Annotated in this window: 19 protein-coding genes; 11 read left to right on the forward strand and 8 right to left on the reverse strand. The window is 55.1% G+C overall.

Annotated elements, in window-relative coordinates; all coding sequences use genetic code 11:
- Window positions 1–60: 60 nt before the first annotated feature.
- The 7 genes from cdd to Q3Y66_RS04785 all read right to left on the reverse strand — a co-directional run bounded on the left by cdd (window position 61) and on the right by Q3Y66_RS04785 (window position 7,084).
- Window positions 61–468: a cytidine deaminase gene (gene cdd / locus Q3Y66_RS04755; RefSeq protein ID WP_008957684.1), complete on the reverse strand. Its 408-nt coding sequence runs from the start codon at window positions 466–468 to the stop codon at window positions 61–63.
- 56 nt (window positions 469–524) lie between these two features.
- Window positions 525–1,250 carry a purine-nucleoside phosphorylase gene (gene deoD, locus Q3Y66_RS04760; RefSeq protein ID WP_008957683.1) on the reverse strand — a complete coding sequence of 242 codons (726 nt, stop codon included), beginning with the start codon at window positions 1,248–1,250 and terminating at the stop codon, window positions 525–527.
- Window positions 1,251–1,261: 11 nt separating this feature from the next.
- The gene (locus Q3Y66_RS04765; protein WP_008957682.1) at window positions 1,262–2,506 is read right to left on the reverse strand and encodes a phosphopentomutase; all 1,245 of its coding nucleotides are present in this window, start codon (window positions 2,504–2,506) and stop codon (window positions 1,262–1,264) included.
- Window positions 2,503–3,858 carry a thymidine phosphorylase gene (gene deoA / locus Q3Y66_RS04770; RefSeq protein ID WP_008957681.1) on the reverse strand — a complete coding sequence of 452 codons (1,356 nt, stop codon included), beginning with the start codon at window positions 3,856–3,858 and terminating at the stop codon, window positions 2,503–2,505. The genes Q3Y66_RS04765 and deoA overlap by 4 nt, the downstream gene beginning before the upstream one ends.
- Entirely contained in the window at window positions 3,858–4,655 is a 798-nt protein-coding gene (gene deoC / locus Q3Y66_RS04775; protein WP_008957680.1) for a deoxyribose-phosphate aldolase, read from the reverse strand. The genes deoA and deoC overlap by 1 nt, the downstream gene beginning before the upstream one ends.
- A gap of 110 nt (window positions 4,656–4,765) precedes the next feature.
- Entirely contained in the window at window positions 4,766–6,049 is a 1,284-nt protein-coding gene (locus Q3Y66_RS04780; RefSeq protein WP_008957679.1) for a NupC/NupG family nucleoside CNT transporter, read from the reverse strand.
- Between the two features lie 183 nt (window positions 6,050–6,232).
- Window positions 6,233–7,084, reverse strand: coding sequence for an outer membrane protein OmpK (locus Q3Y66_RS04785; RefSeq protein WP_008957678.1), 852 nt, complete (start codon window positions 7,082–7,084; stop codon window positions 6,233–6,235).
- 311 nt (window positions 7,085–7,395) lie between these two features.
- On the opposite strand from Q3Y66_RS04785, the gene Q3Y66_RS04790 reads away from it, so the two are divergent.
- The 11 genes from Q3Y66_RS04790 (at window position 7,396) to Q3Y66_RS04840 (ending at window position 17,766) form a co-directional block, all read left to right on the forward strand.
- The gene (locus tag Q3Y66_RS04790) at window positions 7,396–8,163 is read left to right on the forward strand and encodes a DeoR/GlpR family DNA-binding transcription regulator (RefSeq protein ID WP_008957677.1); all 768 of its coding nucleotides are present in this window, start codon (window positions 7,396–7,398) and stop codon (window positions 8,161–8,163) included.
- Window positions 8,164–8,470: 307 nt separating this feature from the next.
- Window positions 8,471–9,496 carry a ubiquinol oxidase subunit II gene (cyoA, locus tag Q3Y66_RS04795; protein WP_008957676.1) on the forward strand — a complete coding sequence of 342 codons (1,026 nt, stop codon included), beginning with the start codon at window positions 8,471–8,473 and terminating at the stop codon, window positions 9,494–9,496.
- Between the two features lie 3 nt (window positions 9,497–9,499).
- Entirely contained in the window at window positions 9,500–11,542 is a 2,043-nt protein-coding gene (gene cyoB, locus Q3Y66_RS04800; RefSeq protein WP_008957675.1) for a cytochrome o ubiquinol oxidase subunit I, read from the forward strand.
- The gene (gene cyoC, locus Q3Y66_RS04805; protein WP_008957674.1) at window positions 11,542–12,153 is read left to right on the forward strand and encodes a cytochrome o ubiquinol oxidase subunit III; all 612 of its coding nucleotides are present in this window, start codon (window positions 11,542–11,544) and stop codon (window positions 12,151–12,153) included. Before cyoB ends, cyoC begins: the two co-directional genes overlap by 1 nt.
- Window position 12,154: 1 nt before the next feature.
- Window positions 12,155–12,484 (forward strand): cytochrome o ubiquinol oxidase subunit IV, encoded by a 330-nt coding sequence (gene cyoD, locus Q3Y66_RS04810; RefSeq protein ID WP_008957673.1) that lies wholly within the window; start codon window positions 12,155–12,157, stop codon window positions 12,482–12,484.
- Window positions 12,442–13,365, forward strand: a complete 924-nt coding sequence (gene cyoE, locus Q3Y66_RS04815) for a heme o synthase (RefSeq protein ID WP_008957672.1) — start codon at window positions 12,442–12,444, stop codon at window positions 13,363–13,365. The genes cyoD and cyoE overlap by 43 nt, the downstream gene beginning before the upstream one ends.
- 268 nt (window positions 13,366–13,633) lie before the next feature.
- Window positions 13,634–14,554 carry an EamA family transporter gene (locus Q3Y66_RS04820; protein ID WP_008957671.1) on the forward strand — a complete coding sequence of 307 codons (921 nt, stop codon included), beginning with the start codon at window positions 13,634–13,636 and terminating at the stop codon, window positions 14,552–14,554.
- Between the two features lie 76 nt (window positions 14,555–14,630).
- The gene (locus Q3Y66_RS04825) at window positions 14,631–15,140 is read left to right on the forward strand and encodes a porin family protein (RefSeq protein WP_008957670.1); all 510 of its coding nucleotides are present in this window, start codon (window positions 14,631–14,633) and stop codon (window positions 15,138–15,140) included.
- A gap of 225 nt (window positions 15,141–15,365) precedes the next feature.
- Window positions 15,366–16,427: an HlyD family secretion protein gene (locus Q3Y66_RS04830; protein WP_008957668.1), complete on the forward strand. Its 1,062-nt coding sequence runs from the start codon at window positions 15,366–15,368 to the stop codon at window positions 16,425–16,427.
- On the forward strand, window positions 16,417–17,442 hold the full coding sequence (locus Q3Y66_RS04835) for a DUF2955 domain-containing protein (RefSeq protein WP_008957667.1): 1,026 nt from the start codon (window positions 16,417–16,419) through the stop codon (window positions 17,440–17,442). Before Q3Y66_RS04830 ends, Q3Y66_RS04835 begins: the two co-directional genes overlap by 11 nt.
- Before the next feature lie 138 nt (window positions 17,443–17,580).
- Window positions 17,581–17,766, forward strand: a complete 186-nt coding sequence (locus Q3Y66_RS04840; RefSeq protein WP_008957666.1) for a CsbD family protein — start codon at window positions 17,581–17,583, stop codon at window positions 17,764–17,766.
- Window positions 17,767–17,825: 59 nt separating this feature from the next.
- Here Q3Y66_RS04840 and Q3Y66_RS04845 read toward each other — a convergent pair whose 3' ends face one another.
- Complete coding sequence (locus Q3Y66_RS04845) at window positions 17,826–19,292, reverse strand: DASS family sodium-coupled anion symporter (protein ID WP_008957665.1); 1,467 nt, start codon at window positions 19,290–19,292, stop codon at window positions 17,826–17,828.
- Window positions 19,293–19,573 lie beyond the last annotated feature (281 nt).

A 19,573-nucleotide genomic window follows, 5' to 3' on the forward strand; every position in this document is an offset into this window, starting at 1 on the left:
GCAATAAATGCACAAAACCAGCCCGCGATGGAGCTGGTTTTGAAAGCCAAGCGGGCTGACCTAGCGCGGTGGCAGTTGCTCTGGCCCAAAGGCGTCGGGCAGCAGCGTTTCCATGGTGTAGGTTTTCATCAATTCACCGCTGCCGGAAAGTACCTTGATCTGCGTCTCTGGCGTCGCGAATTCGCGAATCCGCTGACGGCAGTCGCCGCAGGGTGTGCAAAGGTGATCACCAGGGCCCATCACGTAGACCGTCGCCAGCTGGCGATGCCCGGCAGTGATCATGGCGGAAATGGCCGAGGCTTCGGCGCATAAGCCTTTGTAGTGCGCCACTTCCACGTTAGTACCCGCAAACTGATGACCGTCAGGAGTTACCATGACTGACGCCACCGGGTGTGCGGAATAGGGCACATAGGCGTTAGCCCGCGCGCTTAACAACGTTTGAACGATCTCTTCTGCAACCTGTTCCATCATTTTTCCTTTTGGCCGCTTCAACGTGCTCTTTTCAAAGTTCTCTTTTCAACGTTCTAGGCGCGGGCTGCGTCATCGCGAAGGACTGTGTCTAACGCAATCAGCATCATGTCGTCGAACGTGGTTTGACGATCGGCGCTGGAGAGCGAGTCGCCTTTCAGGATGTGATCCGACACGGTGCAAATAGTCATGGCGCGGGCGCCGAACTCGGCGGCGACGCCGTAAAGGCCAGCGGCTTCCATCTCGACGCCGACAATGCCGTAACGCTTGAGCATTTCGGCCATTTCGGTTTGCGGGTTGTAGAACAGATCCGCTGAGAAGATGTTGCCCACTTTGACCGGCACGTTCTTGGCCTTGGCGGCAGCGACGGCGTGCTGGGTCAGTTCAAAGTCGGCAATCGCGGCGAAGTCGTGGTCGTTAAAGCGCATGCGATTGACCTTGGAGTCGGTGCTGGCACCCATGCCGATGACGACATCGCGCACGTTGACGTCGTCGCGCACCGCGCCGCAGGAGCCCACGCGAATCAGCGATTTAACGCCGTAATCGGTGATCAGCTCTTTGGCGTAGATGGAGACCGACGGAATACCCATGCCGTGGCCCATCACGGAGATCTCGCGGCCTTTGTAGGTGCCGGTGTAGCCGAACATATTGCGCACATCGTTCACCTGACGAACGTTCTCCAGGTAGGTATCGGCGATGTATTTGGCGCGCAGCGGGTCGCCAGGCATCAGAACGGTATCAGCGAAATCGCCGGGGGCAGCGTTAATATGGGGAGTTGCCATCAAATATCTCCTTAAGCGGCTTCAGGAAGAAAACTTGTGCCATCGGCCATGGCCGGTAGCAGGAAAAAGTCGGCCAGGGTTTGGCCAATATCGGCAAAGGTGCCGCGCTCTCCCAGCGGGCCGGGGGTAAAGCCGGGGCCGTGTACCAGAATGGGGATGTACTCACGGGTGTGCTCGGTGCCGTGCCAGCTGGGGTCGCAGCCGTGATCGGCGGTGAGAATCAGTAGATCATCTTCGCTTAGCGAAGCCAGCAGCTTAGGCAGCTTGGCGTCGAAATCTTCCAGGGCGGCGGCGTAGCCCGGTACATCGCGGCGGTGGCCATAGACCGAGTCAAAATCGACAAAGTTGGTCATGATCATGGCGCGCTCGCCTTCGTCGCGCTGGCTGGTACGCTCGATCTCGTTGAGTGTGGCGTCCATCAGCGCGTCGTGGCCGCTGGCTTTTACCTTGTGGGTAATGCCGCAGTGGGCGTAGATATCGGCAATTTTACCAATCGAGACCACTTCGCCACCGGCATCATCGAGCTTTTGCAGCACAGTGGGCGAGGGCGGCTCAACGCTGTAGTCGCGACGGTTGCCGGTGCGGGCGAAGGTGTTGCTGTCTTCGCCGATAAACGGACGCGCAATGACGCGGCCGATATTGTAAGGCTCCAGCAGCTCACGGACGGTTTCGCACAGCTTATAAAGCCGTTCCAAGCCGAAATGCTCTTCGTGAGCGGCGATCTGAAACACCGAATCCGCCGAGGTGTAAACGATGGGTTTGCCGGTGGCTATGTGCTCTTCACCCAGGCGCGCGATGATCTCGGTACCCGAGGCGTGGCAGTTGCCAATCACCCCAGTGAGGTCGGCTTCCTGAACGATGGCATCGAGCAGCTCAAGAGGGAAACTGTCGGTTTTATCCAGAAAGTAGCCCCACTCAAAGCGCACCGGGACACCGGCAATTTCCCAGTGGCCGGAGGGGGTATCTTTGCCGCTTGAAATCTCTTTGGCGTGGGCGTAAGCACCCTCCAAACTTTCCGGCAGCGTGACGCCTTCAGCAACGCTGCCTGTGGCATCGCGGTGGGCGTGAAACAGCCCCAGCTTGGCCATGTTGGGCAGCTTGAGTGGCCCTGAACGATTGGCGTTATCCGCTTCGCCACGGGCGCAGGCGGCGGCGATATGGCCCAGGGTGTCGGAGCCTTCATCGCCGAAGGTCGCGGCGTCCGGGGCGGCGCCAATCCCAAATGAATCGAGTACCAGTAATATCGCGCGGCTCATGAGGCTTCTCCACGGAAGGTGTCTTGCAGCAGGGTGTCGGCGCTGGCAGCGCCTTCGCCAATCGTAAACGCCGCGCGCAACTGTTCGGCGGCTCGTTCAGCGGCGGCGTCACTGCGGGCGTGTACCATGGCAATGGGGCGCTGGCTATCCACGCTCTCGCCGATTTCGACGATAGCCGTAAAGCCGACGCTGTGATCGACGCTGGCGTCGTTACGCAGGCGGCCACCGCCCAGTTCCACCACGCTCATGCCGACGGCACGGGTATCGATACGTTGGACGGTACCTGCTTGCTCGGCATAGACGGGTTTGATGACGTCGGCTTTAGGAAGGTAATGCTCTGAGCGCTCCATAAAGTCGCTGGGGCCGCCAAGTTCACGCACCATCTGGGCAAACACTTCAGCGGCCGCGCCGGAGGTCAGCGCCTTCTCTAGCTGAGTCAGTGCGTCCTCACGGGAGCCCGCGAGCTTACCGGCGATCAGCATCTCGACTGCCAATTCACGGGTGACTTGCATCACGCGGCTGTTGGAGCGGTCACCGCGCAGTAGGGCCAGCGTCTCGACGATTTCAACGGCGTTACCAGCGCAGGGCGCTAGCGGCTGGCTCATATCGGTGAGCAGGGCCGTGGTGGGCGTGCCCGCCTGGGTGGCCACATTGGCGATGCTTTTGGCCAACTCGCGGGATTTTTCCGGGGTGGGCATAAAGGCACCGCTGCCGACTTTAACGTCCATCACCAGCGCATCCAGCCCTGAGGCCAGCTTCTTACCCAGAATAGAGGCGGTAATCAGCGGAATCGATTCCACGGTGGCGGTCACGTCACGCACGCCGTAGATGCGCTTATCAGCGGGGGCAAGGTCGCCGGTCTGGCCGATAATCGCCACACCGGTGGATTTCACCACCTCGCGGAAGCGTGCTGGCGCGGGATAGGGGTCGTAACCGGGGATCGATTCGAGCTTGTCCAGCGTACCGCCGGTGTGACCCAGGCCGCGTCCAGAAATCATCGGTACAAAGGCACCGCAGGCGGCGACCCAAGGGCCGAGCACCAGCGATACCAAGTCACCCACGCCGCCAGTAGAGTGCTTATCGACAATCGGGCCGGGCAGGTTTAGATCGCTCCACTGCATCACATGACCGGAGTCGCGGGTGGCGGTGGTCAGCGCGACCACTTCTTCACGGCTCATGCCGTTCAAAAACACCGCCATGGTGAAGGCGCCAATTTGGGCATCGCTGATGCGGTCATCGGCAATGCCCTGTACAAACGCTTTGATCTCTTCCGCAGGCAGCGGCTGGTTATCTCGCTTAAGGCGAATCAGCTCCTGGGGCAGCAACGCGTATTGGGTTGCATTGACAGACATTAGTAACCTCCTTGGCCTTGGGGTGCCGCGCTGGTGCTGCCGGTCAACGTATCCAACAGATTGCCCAGCAGGCTAGAGGCACCAAAACGGAAGTGCGCGGGCGTTACCCAACCGGGGCCCATGATCTCGTTGGCAAGGGCCAAGTATTCCGCCGCGTCTTCGGCGGTTTTAACGCCACCCGCCGCCTTAAAGCCAACGTCTTTGCCACTGGCCTTGATAGCGTTGAGCATAATCTCAGCGGCTTCCAGTGTAGCGTTAACGGCGACTTTGCCGGTCGACGTTTTAATGAAATCAGCGCCGCCTTCAATGGCGAGTTCGCTGGCGCGTTTGATCAGCGCAGGGTCTTTGAGTTCGCCTGACTCAATGATCACTTTGAGCAGCGCTTGGCCAGCGCAGGCGGCTTTGCACATTTCAACTAGCTCGAGGCCAGTCTCTTCATCGCCCGCCATCAGGGTGCGGTAGGGGAATACGACATCGACTTCATGAGCACCAGAGGCAACGGCATCGCGCGTTTCGCGGGCAGCGCCCATGATGTCGTCGCCGCCGTTGGGGAAATTGGTGACCGTGGCGATCTTCACTTGGTCATTAAGGGTATGAGCGGTCAATGCACGCTGGGCCGTGACAATAAACTGGGGAAAGACACATACCGTAGCAGGGGTGCCAAAGGGCGTTTTTACTTGCTGACAGAGTGCTTCAATGGTGCTGTCAGTGTCGCTATCGTTCAGGCTCGTCAGATCCATGAGGGTAAGTGCTTGGCGGGCGGCTTGGACAATATGGGGGGAGGCTGTCGCAGTCATGGAATTCTCACAAATCAGTAAAAGATAAAAACGGGCACTGCGGATAAAACCGCAGCGCCCGATGCATTAAGTAGCCGTCATTGCGCTCATCATTCAAGCAGTGGCAAGCGCTATGTAGACGCGCCACTCAGCGCGATGAAGAAGCCAGCGATAGAGGCCGACATCAAGTTGGATAGTGTACCGGCCAATACGGCTTTGACACCAAAGCGGGCAATCTCTTTGCGGCGAGTCGGTGCAATGCTGCCCAAACCACCCAGCAGAATCGCAATGGAGGAGAGGTTAGCAAAGCCACACAGCGCGAAAGAGAGGATCGCCATGGTGTGCGGTGTCATCATCTGACCCGTGGCAGCCACCACCTGTTCCCCATCAATGTAGGGCGCAAGGTTGATGTAGGCGACGAATTCGTTGACCACTAATTTTTGGCCAATGAATGAGCCTGCCAGGGTCGCTTCTTCCCAGGGTACACCTAACAGGAAGGCAAGCGGGGCGAACAGCCAGCCCAAGATCAGTTCCAAGCTCAGTGAGTCAAAGCCCACCCAGCCGCCAACGCCGCCTAAAATGCCGTTGATCAACGCAATCAGCGCGATAAAGGCGAGTAGCATGGCGCCCACGTTGGCAGCCAGCATTAAACCCGAAGTGGCCCCCGATGCCGCCGCGTCCAGGACGTTGGCAGGCTTATCTTCCTGAGCGTCAATCTCTTCTTCTACCTTGGTAACGCTATCGCTGTCGGTGACATCTTGGGTTTCCGGCATGATCAGCTTAGCGAACAACAGCCCGCCCGGTGCCGCCATAAAGGAGGCCGCCACCAGGTACTCCATGGGAATACCCAGCGCTGCATAACCCGCCAACACCGAACCCGCTACCGAGGCCAAGCCACCACACATCACCGCAAACAGCTGTGAAGGCGTCATCCGGGCGATAAACGGGCGTACTACCAGCGGCGCTTCGGTCTGGCCGACGAAAATATTTGCCGTTGCAGAAAGCGATTCAGTGCGTGAAGTGCCTAATGCTTTCTGTAGTGCGCCACCCAGAATGCGAATCACCCACTGCATAATGCCGATGTAATAGAGCACGGCGATTAGCGAGGAGAAGAAGATAATGACGGGGAGTACTTTGATTGCAAATACAAAGCCGACATTATCCACATCGGCTAAGCCGCCGAACAGAAAGCCGATACCGTCGTTGGCATACACCAAAATTTGGCTAACGCCGGAGGAGATGGCCTGTAGTACCGCTTGGCCAAACGGCACATAAAGTACAAAGGCACCAATCCCCGCTTGGATCGCAAAGGCGCCGAGCACGGTACGTAACCGGATAGATTTACGGTCGTAGGAGAATATCAGGGCAATGGCCACCAGGGTGACCATACCCACCAAGCTCATAAGGAGTGTCATAGGGGGATCCTTCGAGTCCTGGAACCTCTGATTAACTATTACGCTTGCCTATACGGCGTTAAAAATCGCCTCGTGCGCGAGTCCGATCAAAATGATCATTACTGCTCTTAAACTCCGCCTTTTCGTTGATTTTTGCCTTGTCTAGCCTGCGCTCATTACGTTAATCAGAGGCTCCTAAAGCGGTTATAGTAAGTTGAGCTTGACGGAGTAGATCATCGCATTCTGGTAATTATTGGGCGTGCCCAACTTGTTATCAGAGTAGCGGTACTGAATACCGGTGGTGATCAAGTCGCTTGGATGCCACCACAGGCTCAGTGCACCGTTGGTGCCCACACTGCCTGCTTTCGCCTCTGGAGGCTGGTAGTTTTGGGTCAAGTACTCGTCGTCACGTCCAAACGTTTGCTCGTGCCAGTTGGTGACACTGAAATTTTGGTTGAGCGCCGCGAAATCATAACCCGCGACCCAGCCGGCCATAAAGCCGTTCATCCCGCTATAGCTGTTACTTTGCACCCGCGCGGCACCAATAAACGGTTTAAACCACAGGCCATTGTCGAAGGTGGTGCGGTAGCCTAAACCCAGAACCTGATCCTGCTCACGGCTCTCAAAGCCGTAATCACGGAAGTCGTAAAGGTGGGCATAAATCGACAGCGGGCTATCGCCCAGATAAATGTGCGAGGTTATTTTACCCGCGGTGCGGAAGTTGTCTTTGCCACCACTGGATTCATCGAATTGATCGTTGGTGGGGTTCTCGAAATCAAAGAAGCCATAGAATTCGCCCCAGCTAAAGCCAGCGCCGCCTTCTATTTCGAGAAACATAAAGTCGCTTTTCGCCGCGTTAGAGGCGGTGCGTGCTTCGGTGCCGTTCGACCAATCGAGATAGTTGACCGAGACATTGGCAAACGACCACAGCCGGTCAAGCGGGTGGGGCTGAGCGTCGTCTGCAAATGCTGGAGTGACTAGGGCGGTACTTGTCAGTAAAGCGCCAGCACTAAGGGTGACAAGCGATGAAGAGCGAGTGTGTTTTCGAGCAGTCATTTAAGCCTCAACGGGGGTTGTCGCGGAGCCATTTGAGTGTGGCTATCCGTGGTTATAGTCGTGCGGGCTGGCGTTAATGTTAAAATTATAACATTTAGTGTTATTTTTCTAACGTTGATTTGCAAGTGTTGTCACATCAACGCTATTTAAATGTCATAAAGTTATCGTAAGCATCACGAATAGCATTAATGGGCGTTGTCACAGTGGAAATTCCGTCGCTGCTCGCTCAGCATAGAAACGAAACAAGAGGCAACATGAAGGCTTATGTTGCGCTAAGCACAACAAGAGGGGTTGATAAGGAGATGCCCACCATGAATGGCCGCAGCGCTCAGCGCCTTGCAAAACTTCAGGAAGCGCTAGCCAGTGGCGGCACTCTTCATCTGCGCGATGCCGCAGAGCTGTGCGATGTGTCAGAAATGACCATCCGGCGCGATCTCACCACCCAGCCAACTGCGATGAGCCTGTTGGGCGGGCGCTTGGTGATGGCGAATTACCCCGGTGTCACACCGATTTATGACTTAACCGAGCAGCAGGCTAGCCACTACCAGGCGAAGTATCGGCTCTGCCAGCGAGTACTCGCCTTTATTGAAGAGGGCGATACGCTGTTTATTGACTGTGGCTCGACGCTGATTCCGTTGCTGAGTCAGTTAAGTCATTTTCGTGAACTGACGGTGGTGACCTATGCACTCAACGTCGCCAATGCCGTTGCCGCCTTGCCTAACGTACGCCTTGTACTACTGGGCGGGCTGTTTTATGCCGCTTCACAATCATTTGGCAGCGACAATATGGCCGCCGCCATTGAACGATTGGGCATCAATAAAGCATTGATTTCCGCGGCGGGCGTGGATTTGGAGCGCGGCGTAAGCTGTTTCCACTTTCACGAAGTAGCGCCTAAACAGGCCGCCATTGCTACAGCGATGCAGCGCTTGCTGGTAGTGGATGCCAGCAAGTTTGGCGTGGTACGACCGGCTTATTTCGCAGCCCTAGATGATTTTGATGTGGTTGTTACCGACGAAGAGGGCGCGCCGCAACTGCTAGAGGGGCATGGTCGCGATGTGCCCGTGGTAACCGTAGCGTAGAATTTTTCGCTTCTCTATACCCGTCAATAGCTTGGGTGCGGCAATGCGCCACTTCTTTCATGATCTCGATCAATAGAAAATACTTTCGTCTTACTTGCTGTCGCTTTTAAAGCTTAGGCGAGCAAGACCCGCCGCTATTCCCACTTGGCGGCGCATATTCTTCCCGGAGCAGTGGCGCTCAGTGCACTACGCATGTTCTTGTGCTCGTATGAGCATGTTTTGGGAAGAGTATGGGGTGATAGTTAGCCTGCTATATAGCTTGCTATATAGAGGCTAGTGTTTATTGAACATTTCACGAGATCACACCATGCAACGACGCTCACTATGGCGCAGGCGAGGCACTTTGGTGCTCCTTGCGCTGTGTCTGTTTCTAGCAGGCTGTAGTTCGGCCTTGTTAGACCCGAAAGGCCAAGTTGGCGCTGAGCAGCGCACGCTGATTCTGACCTCCTTTGGCTTGATGTTGATTGTAGTTATTCCGGTGATTGCCATGACGCTGCTGTTTGGCTGGCGCTATCGGCGCAGCAATAGCGTGGCGAAATATCTCCCCGATTGGGCGCACTCTAACGCGATTGAAGCAGTGATCTGGATCGTGCCCTGCGCGATTATCGCGGTGCTTGCGCTGTTGACCTGGAAAACCTCCCATAGCCTTGACCCGCACAAACCACTGGAAAGCGACGTAGCGCCGATTGAAATTCAGGCGGTGGCGTTGGACTGGAAGTGGCTGTTTATCTATCCGGAGCAGGGCGTGGCTAGCGTCAATGAAGTGGCCTTCCCGGTGGATACCCCAATACGTTTTCGGGTCAGTTCCGGCTCAGTGATGAATGCCTTTTTCATTCCCCATCTTGGCAGCCAGATCTACGCCATGGCGGGCATGGATAACGATGTTCATCTGATTGCCGATGAAATGGGCAGCTACCCAGGTCGCTCTACCAACTACAGCGGCGCGGGCTTCTCGGGCATGACGTTTGAAGCCAAGGTGACCACCCCCGGCGAGTTTGATGCCTGGGTTGAAACCGTGCGCGATGCCTCCGAAACGCTGACCTACCCCGAAGGCTACGAAGCACTGGCGGAACCTAGTGAATCGCACCCAGTGGAGTACTTCTCGGCTATTTCGCCAGCGCTGTACGAAAGCATTTTGAGCAGCTTCCACACGGGCGGTGAGCACGATATGGGCAGCGATCACCAGACGAGCAGCGACCATGCTGATTCTTCTGATGGCGATAACACGCCTAACACCCATCAAGCGGCCGACTCTGGCCAGGACACCAACAACCATGCTAGTCAGGATCATGCCATGCGCGCGAATCCTTCTAGTGTTGAAGCGGGAGGTTAAGCCGTGTTTGGAAAACTCAGTTTAGAGTCAATTCCCTACCACGAACCGATCATTATGGTCGTCGCGGCCGTTATGGCCATTGGGGGGATCGCGCTGGTAGGCGCGTTAACGTATTACCGTAAATGGAGCTGGCTGTGGAACGAGTGGTTTACTTCCGTTGACCACAAAAAGCTCGGCATTATGTATTTCATCGTCGCCTTGGTCATGCTACTGCGTGGCTTCTCGGATGCGATTATGATGCGTACCCAGCAGGCGATGGCCGCCGGGGGTGCCGCGGGCTATTTACCGCCCGAACACTACGATCAGATCTTTACCGCCCACGGCGTGATCATGATTTTCTTTGTCGCTATGCCCATGGTCATCGGCCTGATGAACCTGGTGGTGCCCCTGCAAATAGGCGCCCGCGACGTCGCTTTTCCTTTCCTGAATAACCTGAGCTTCTGGCTGTTTGCCGTGGCGGCGATATTGGTCAATATCTCGCTGGTGGTAGGGGAGTTTGCTAAAACAGGTTGGCTTGCCTACGCGCCCTTATCGGGGATCGAGTTTAGTCCCGGGGTGGGGGTCGATTACTGGATATGGGCATTACAGATATCCGGGATAGGCACGACGCTCACCGGCATTAACTTCTTCGTGACCATTTTAAAAATGCGCACCAAAGGCATGACCATGTTCCGCATGCCGATCTTCACCTGGACATCGCTGTGCGCCAACGTGCTGATCATCGCCTCATTCCCTATTTTGACCGCCACCATTGCGCTGCTGACGCTGGATCGCTACTTAGGCATGCACTTCTTCACCAATGATTTTGGCGGCAACATGATGATGTACGTCAACCTCATTTGGGCGTGGGGCCATCCGGAAGTTTATATTCTGATTCTGCCTGCCTTTGGTGTGTTCTCGGAAGTTATTTCGACGTTTGCCCGTAAGCGGCTATTTGGTTACATGACCATGGTATGGGCGACCATCGCCATCACCTTGTTGTCGTTTGTTGTCTGGTTGCACCACTTCTTCACCATGGGGGCGGGTGCTAACGTCAATGCCTTCTTCGGCATTATGACGATGATCATCGCCATTCCTACCGGGGTGAAAGTCTTCAACTGGCTGTTCACGATGTTCCGCGGTAGTTTGGAACTGACGTCGCCGGTACTCTGGACGCTGGGCTTTATTATTACCTTTACGCTGGGCGGTATGACCGGTGTCATGCTGGCAGTGCCAGCCGCTAACTTTGTGCTGCATAACAGCTTGTTTGTTATCGCTCACTTCCACAACGTCATTATCGGCGGTGTCGTGTTCGGCATGATGGCGGGCCTTACCTTCTGGTTCCCCAAAGCGTTTGGCTTCACGTTGAGCGAAAAATGGGGCAAGCGTGCATTCTGGTGCTGGTTTATCGGCTTCTATGTCGCCTTTATGCCGCTTTACGTGTTGGCCTTCTTTGGTGCCGTGCGCCGCATGCAGTCCTACGCTAATCCTGAATGGCAGCCGTGGATGATTCTGGCCTGGGTAGGCGCGGTGATCATCATGATGGGTATTGCCTGTACCATCATCCAGTTCTGGGTGAGCATCCGCGATCGCAAACTGAATGCTGATGTGACCGGTGACCCGTGGGATGGCCGTACCTTGGAGTGGTCAACCTCTTCACCAGCGCCGTTCTACAATTTCGCGCGCTTACCGGAAGTAGGGGATATCGACAGCTTCTGGTCCCAGAAACAGCGCAGTAACGAGGAGCTGGAAGAAGCGCCTTACACCGATATTCATATGCCGCGCAACACCGTCGCTGGCCCTGTTATCAGCTTGTTTGCGTTGGTTATCGGTTTTGCGTTGGTGTGGCATATCTGGTGGCTGGCAGGCGTAGGCGCCATCGGTGTCTTTGTTAGCTTTATGGCGCGGGTGTTTAACGACGATGTGGATTACTACGTACCTGCCGCTGAAGTTGAGCGAATCGAACGTGAGCATCAGCAACGCGTTAAAAACTCCGATCCCTACAAGCCGTCTGCCGAGATTGAAGGACGCGAAGGTAAGCAACGCTACGTGGAGGTGAAAGCGTAATGGCAACGGACACGTTACATCACGAAGGATCGGTCGTGCATCATGAGCATCACGATGCGGCGGGCACCAAACTGTTTGGTTTTTGGGTCTACTTAATGAGCGATTTGGTGATCTTCGGATCGCTTTTCGCCACCTACGCCGTGTTGATGAAGGGCACGGCGGCAGGCCCAACGGCTGCCGATATCTTTGAACTGCCGTTTGTACTGGTCGAGACGTTCCTGCTGTTGTTCAGTAGTTTTACTTTTGGCATGGGCGTACTGGCGATGAATGCCGAACGACTGGGTCAGGTGAAAGCATGGCTGGTCATTACGTTCTTGCTGGGCGCGGCGTTTGTGGGCATGGAAATCTACGAATTCCAGCACCTGATTCATGAAGGCTACGGCCCGGACAAGAGTGCCTTTCTGTCGGCGTTCTTTACGCTGGTGGGCACCCACGGCCTGCACGTCACCTTTGGTTTAATCTGGATTTTGGTCATGCTGGTTCAGCTCTCTACCAAAGGCTTGAACGACATGACCCGGCCGAGGATTTTGTGCCTAAGTCTGTTCTGGCATTTCCTTGATATCGTCTGGATCTGTGTCTTCTCATTCGTCTATCTGATGGGAGTGCTGTGAGATGAGTCATTCTCCGACTAGCCCCACTAATAACCATGGCAGCGTAAAGTCTTATGTGACAGGACTGGTTTTGTCGCTGATACTGACCATTATCCCCTTTGGGGTGGTAATGAGTGGCGCGCTTAGTGTGCTGGCCACTGTCATCGTAGTGGCCGTGACCGCTGTGTTGCAGATATTGGTGCAACTGGTCATGTTCATGCATATGAATACCAAAGCCGACGAAGGCTGGAACGTGATGTCCTTCGTCTTCACACTGACGATTCTCGTCTTAGTGGTAGGAGGCTCGCTGTGGATCATGCAGCATCTGCATCTCAACATGATGATCGGCTGACCACGGCACCTAGCCGTTGGCGGGATCTGCTTGAACTGACCAAACCCGGCATTATCGGGGGTAACCTGATTGCCACCCTGGGCGGCTATTTCCTGGCCGCGCAGGGGCAGTTTGAGTGGCTCAGCTTTGTCTCGGTCATGGTGGGGATTGCATTAATCATCGCGTCTGGCTGTGCGTGTAATAACGTCATCGACCGCGATATTGATGCACTGATGGCGCGTACGCGCCATCGCCCACTGGTACGGGGCAGCATCTCCATTACCCAGGCACTGGGCGTTTCGGCGCTGTTGGGGGTCTCGGGGGTGGTGTGCTTGGCGCTGGGCACTAATGGGTTAACCGTAGCCTTGGCCGTGATTGGGTGGGGCGTGTATGTGGGGCTGTATAGCCTTTATATGAAGCGCCGCTCCGAATACGGCACCTTGGTTGGTAGCCTTTCAGGGGCTATGCCACCGGTGGTGGGCTACTGCGCAGTCACGGGGCAGTTCGACAGCGGCGCCATTATGTTGCTGGTGATTTTCTGCCTGTGGCAGATGCCGCACTCTTACGCCATTGCGATCTTCCGCTATGCCGATTATCGCCGCGCCTCGATTCCAGTACTGCCGGTGGTGCGCGGGGTCAAAATGGCTAAGCACCATATTCTGGGCTACATCGTGGCGTTTATTCCCGCCTCGCTGGCGCTGGGGTTGGCTAGTCAAGCGGGTGCCGGATATCTGTGTGTAGCACTGACCATGGGCGGCTACTGGCTCTACTTGGCAGTGCGTGGCTATCGGTTAGACGACGATGTCCGCTGGGCCAAAAAGGTGTTTGGGGTCTCCATTCTCACCATCACCGCGATGAGCTTAGTCATGGTGCTGGAAGCGATGGTGCCCATGCTGGTGTAGTGTAACGGTCGTTAGAGGCCAACTGTGTTGATCAAAACGCCCCGAGCGGCCATCTGCTCGGGGCGTTTTGCTGTCCTTGTACAGCCAAGACAGGATAAGGGAAGAAAAGCCTTAGACTTTCGTATAAAATGCTGCAATGCAGAAAGCGGCGTACGCTTTTCGTTAGCCTGCTTTTTACCGCCAGGTATGCTTCACTGGCCCTGGTTGCCCTTGGTCTTTTCTCCCTTAACGAGAGTCTTTTACTCCCTTAACGAGCTATTACGTCCTTATGTCAGCGCCCACACTGCCCAAGCTATTGCCGCGCCATCTGGCGATTCTATTGATGATGACCGTGGCCACCATGTTCGCCGCCAACCACGTCTCCGCACGGCTGGCATTTGATAATGGCACGGGGTTGCTGCTAGCCGTTTTAACCCGTTCGGGCGTTGCCTGCTTAATTTTGGTGGCGCTGGTCATCGTGCAACGCAAGCGCCTATGGTTACCCGCTGGCTCATGGCCATGGCAACTGACCGTGGGGCTGCTGATTGCGGTACAAAGCGTCAGCCTCTATTCAGCGGTGGCAAGGCTACCGGTGGTGATTGCGCTGCTGCTGGTGAATACCTTCCCCATTCAACTGGCGTTATTGAGCTGGGCACTGGGCGGCCCGCGGCCAACCCTGCGTAGCTGCCTGATCATGGGCACTATTTTAATTGGCTTGCTGGTAGTGCTGGATATTCCTTCCTGGCTCGCCAGTGCTGATGGCATGGGGCCCGGATGGATTGCGGGCATTGGCTTTGGTCTTATGGCCGCGTTTGTATTTGCCTGCGCGCTATGGGTGACCGAACACCGCTTGGCCGGTGTAGGCAGTACGCTGCGTAGCCTGCTGACCATGCAAACGGTGTTTATTGTCATGATTATTGGCGGCATCGCCGGTGTCGTACCAGGGGGCATGAGCCTGCCGGATAACAGTGCCGGGTGGCTGGGGCTTTCGCTGTTAGGGCTGTTGTATGGTTCGGCGTTTTCCACGCTGTTTATTTTTGTGCCGCGACTCGATATGGCCCGCAATGCACCGGTCATGAATATCGAGCCGGTTGCTTCCTTGATACTGGGTTATTTTGTGCTGGATCAAATGCTTAGCCCCGGCCAGCTAGTGGGTGGCGCGGTAGTAGTGGGCGGTATTATTGTGCTTAGCTTATCCAAAGGAAGGTAATGTTTGCGTTTTTCAGGGTAATGAACCACAATCAAACGGAGTAAGGAAACGCTGTTTTTTAACTGAGGTACAACCTATGAAGATGTCCCTATTATCACTTACATCGGCGGCACTCCTGGTTGGCGCAGGCGCCTTTGCAGCTTCTGCACAAGCCCAGCAATCCTTCACCTACCCACAAGGATATGTTGGTGGTGATGCGATGTTTTGGAATTTGGATCCAGAACAAGGTTCCTCCCGTGACGCCGTTGGCCTACGCCTACGCGGTGGCGCCCAATTTAACGACTACTTCGCCCTTGAAGGCCATTTAGGCACGGGTGGTTCAGATGGCGACGCCGATTTAGACCATTTGGCTGGCGCCTATGCGAAGGGGATTTTCCCGGTAGCACCCGAAGTAAGGCTATATGGTTTAGCGGGTTTCACGGAAGTAGAGCTTGATAGTAATCGGGAAAGCGGCTTTTCCTATGGCGGCGGTGCGGAAATGGATGTAGCCCCCAATTTATCGGTGGGCGCAGATTACATGCGCTATCTGGATAAGTCTGACTACACCTTCGATGCGGCTAGCGTTGGTTTACGCTACCGGTTTTAACGGCTAGTCAAAAAAGCGAAGCGCAACTCGCAGCCCCATGGTCTTCACGCCATGGGGCTTTTTGCTTTTATAAACCAGCAGTGAAGCGGGTAGCCAGCAGATCAACATTGTTAGCCAGCTAATTGATTGTTAGACTAAAGTCTCCCACGTCATTTCCCATAAGAAACGCACCCGTTAAGTGGTGCTAACCAGGCCTTCTCCTGGTGGCTAACAAGTGAGCTCTGCATGACCCCTGATCAAACATTTGCCCGCTGGGTGAAGGTGGCGGTTGCTGCCTTTGTACTGCTATTTATCTACTTTCTGCTTGCTGATAGCTTTATGCCCATGACGCCAGAGGCGAGGGTGATGCGGCCGGTAACGCGGATTGCGTCCGAACTCAGCGGCCCGGTAAGCGATGTCTTGGTGAGCAATCATCAGCACGTGGAAAAGGGCGATGTGTTGTTTCAGATAGACCCGGCGCCGTTTCGGTTAGCGGTTGAGCAGGCGCAGCTTAATCGTGAGCAATCCGAACGGGAGAATGCTCGCCTGGAAGCGGAGCTAACCTCCGCGCAGGCAGAACTGGCCTCCGCTGAAGCCACGGCTGCCGAGCGGCGGGGCGAGCTTCGCCGAGCGGAAACACTAATGGCGCGGCAAAGCGTATCGCGCCAACAGTATGAACAGCAGGTGGCCGCTGAGCGCACCGCTCAAGCCAGCGTGGCGGCGGCCAGGGCGAAAATCGTTAGCTTGGAGGTCCAACTGGGCGATTCAGGTGAGACCAACCTGCGTTTGCGCCAAGCCGACAACGCGCTCTCTCAGGCCCAGTTGGACCTTGCCCATACCCAAGTGCGCGCGGCACAAGCGGGGAGTGTGACCAACCTGCAGCTGGACGTAGGTGACTACGTTCAGACTGGCCAGCCCGCGTTAGCCGTGGTGGCGGATGAGATAGATATCATTGCCGATTTCCGTGAAAAGAGCCTGCGCCATGTGGCACCCGGCGATACGGCGCGAGTAGTGTTTGATGCTTGGCCGGGGCAGGTGTTTGATGCACAGGTGCTCGCCATGGATGCCGGTGTACGCGAAGGGCAACTGGCTGCCGATGGCCAACTGGCCGATATCCCCACCACCGACCGCTGGGTACGCGATGCCCAGCGCATGCGTGTGCACATCGCGCTAACAGAACCGGTTGCCAACGCTCTCGCCAGCGGCGCACGTGCCACGGTGCAGCTTCAACCCGGTGACGCGGCCCTAGCCAAGCCTTTTGTATGGCTGCAGTCACACCTGATCAGCTGGCTTCACTATGTTTATTGAGTCTAGGCTAACCCAGAACGGGTTGCGGCAGTGCCTTCGCGTGGCGGGCGGCGGTGCGCTGGGCTTTGTGATCAGCCAGCTAATGGGTTGGAACTATGGGGTGTTTTTCACCGTTTTCCCGATGTTTCTGCTCGGCATGGTGCCTATTCTCAATGGCCATATCATTCGCCAGTTTTTAGCCAACGTATCGCTCAATGTGCTTGAGGTGAGCCTGGTGGTCGGGCTGCTCAAGCATATGCCGGTGGTGATGACGTTGGTGGTGCTGGCGATGTTTCTGTTTCGCTTTAACCTGATGGCGAAAGGGCCGCTGTTTCTGTTTGGCGCTAACGGCGTGCTGACGCTCAGCATTCTGCTCCACTTCGCCAGTTACCCGAGTGTGGATTTGAGCGACCTATTGGCCTGCAATCTTGTTGCCAGCGGTTTGGCAGTGTTTATCGCCATGCTGATGCATACGCTTTTTCCTGATGTTGAACCGCGTAAGCCACCACCGGGGGCTACCAAGCCAGCCTCGCAGATACGCCATGAAACCTTGATTGGCGCATTGACCGCCACGCTCTCTTTTGTGGTGTTTCAGGTGTTTGACTTGCAGGGGTCGCTTTCCGCGCAGATGGCTACCATCTTGGTACTGTTTGCGCTGGGGTATTCCGGTGCGAAGGTCTCCGCCGCCAAGCGTGCCGTGGGCACGCTGCTGGGCTGTAATCTAGCGCTATTGATGCAGCTGCTGCTTTATACCCAGAGCCACCACTTTCTACTGGTGATGCTGCTCTACTGGCTGGGATTAATGCTATTTGCGCGAGAACATATCATTGAAGGCGCCGGGTCGGGGATCGGTTTTGGCGGGCTAACCACCTTGGGGATTCTGTTTGGACAATCGCTAGGCCCGCAGCAAGATTTGATCTATAGCGCGCTTTACCGCTTCTCCTCCATGAGCGTCGCACTGACACTCACCCTGCTCGTCATGGCCTGTCTGCATTTTTTATTGAATCGCTGGGAGCCAACCCGCTTAACCACATAAACCTGCCATAAATCATAAATAAAGTAGCGCAACTTTTTTAATAAAGGCTAATCTGATGAGGTGTCGATGTGTGATTGACGTGCCGTGTGCACCTTCACATACGATGCTTTCCCTACTAACGGATTAGAGGTGTTTGTCATGACAACGGGTACAGAAGATAAAGCAAAAGGCGCAGGCAACAAAGCAGCCGGTAAAGCCAAAGAAGCCGCAGGCAAAGCGACTGACAGTCACAAAACAGAAGCTAAAGGTAAAGCCCAGCAGGCGAAAGGTGAAATGCAAAAAGGCAAAGGCGACGCCAAGGATAGCCAAAAGAAAAAGCGCTAATAACGTAACTCTGATACCAACAGGGGGCCTCGGCCCCCTGTTGGCGTTTATTGCAACCCTCAGTAGTGACCCAATAGCTTCCACCACAATCCGCCCACTAGTACCCAAATCGCTAGATTAACCACGCTCATGATGAAGCCAGCTTTCCACCACTCGCCTAGCGTTAGGTAACCTGAGCCGAAAATTACCGGTGAGGTGCCTGTGGCGTAGTGCGTCAGCGTCATCATTATGGAAGAGGTAGCGGCCATGATGAGAACAAAAGGCATGGGCGGGGCGCCAAGGCTCAATCCAACGGTAAGGAAGGCAGCCATCATAGCGGTGATATGGGCGGTGGTGCTGGCAAAAAAGTAGTGGGTATAAAGGAAGGTCAGGACTAGTAAAGTGGACGCTCCCATCCAGCCGATGCCCATCATGGTGATCCAGTCTTGCATATTGGTGGAAAACCAATCGATCAAGCCCGTCTGGTTGAGCTGGGTCGCCATCATAATGAGGGCGCCGAACCAGAGCAGGGTATCCCAAGCGTTCTTTTCTGCCAGTACATCATCCCAGTTCAATACCCCGGTTAGCAGCAATATAGAGAGCCCAATAAAAGCCGACGTAGTGGTGTTGAGAGTGACAGATTCCCCGAGGAATAGAGCGGGAATATCCGCCCATAGCAGTAATAGCACCAGAAAGACAAACAGCATGATGCCTTCGTTTCGACTTAATTTTCCCAACTCGGTAAGTTTATCCCGTGCCATTTTTGTGGCGTTAGGAGTCTCCTTGATTTCAGGCGGGTAAAGCCAGTAAAGAGCCAATGGCATACAAAGAATGGCCACTAGGCCGGGCAACAGCATAGCGATCGCCCAAGTCATCCAACTCAGTTGAATTTCTGCCCCGGTAGCAATTGAAATGAGCTGTACAGTTAAGGGGTTGGGCGCCGTAGCGGTAACAAACATCGCTGAGGTAATAGGGTTGCTGTGGTAATTCACCAGGGCAAGGTATTTACCGATCTTATTAGAAGTGCCTTCTTCAGGGCGTGAGTCAAAACCTTTAGCAATAGAGCGCATGATGGGGTGCATGATACCGCCGCCGCGAGCGGTATTGCTGGGAGTAACCGGTGCAATGCAAAGCTCTGAAAACGCCAAACTATAGCCGATCCCCAAGGTTTTCTTGCCGAAGATGGAAATAAAATAGTAGCCGATGCGTGCGCCAAGGCCCGTTTTAATTAGCCCGCGAGAAATCATGATTGAAATAGCGATAAGCCAGATCAAAGAGTTCGAGTAACTGCTCAGGGCATCGTTAATAGCCGTTCCTGGGTTATCACTGGTCACACCGCTCGCCGCCACAATGGAAATGGCAATGATGGAGATGGCGCCGATGGGCATGGCTTTACCGATAATCGCGGCGATCGTCCCCACAAAAATGGCTAACATCAGCCAAGCATCAGAGGTGAGACCTTCCGGCAAGGGAACAGCCAGCCATATCAGTAGGGTCATGGCCACCGCAGTAACGGTTGGCCAAGGCTTAAAGGGCAGCTTGGTCATAATGAAAACCTACAAAGAGAATTACAAAAAGAGAGTTACCAAGAGAGATGTACAAAGAGGTAGCTGTATTAGCAGCCTGTACAAAGCAGCGCAGCGCTCTAGGTAATGCTTAAGTCTATGCTTCCCAGCACACTCTCTTCTTGCGCCACGTCAATGGCAACTCAGTTGTAAGCATTAGGCATCTTGAGGAAATAATGGCGACTGGCTAATAAAAGGCGAACAGCCGGTTTTAACTATGATTACTGTGAGCAGCTTGATATAGCGCAATAAAGCGCATCCTC

It is taken from the genome of Halomonas sp. HAL1 (genome assembly GCF_030544485.1).
GTDB lineage: Bacteria > Pseudomonadota > Gammaproteobacteria > Pseudomonadales > Halomonadaceae > Vreelandella > Vreelandella arctica.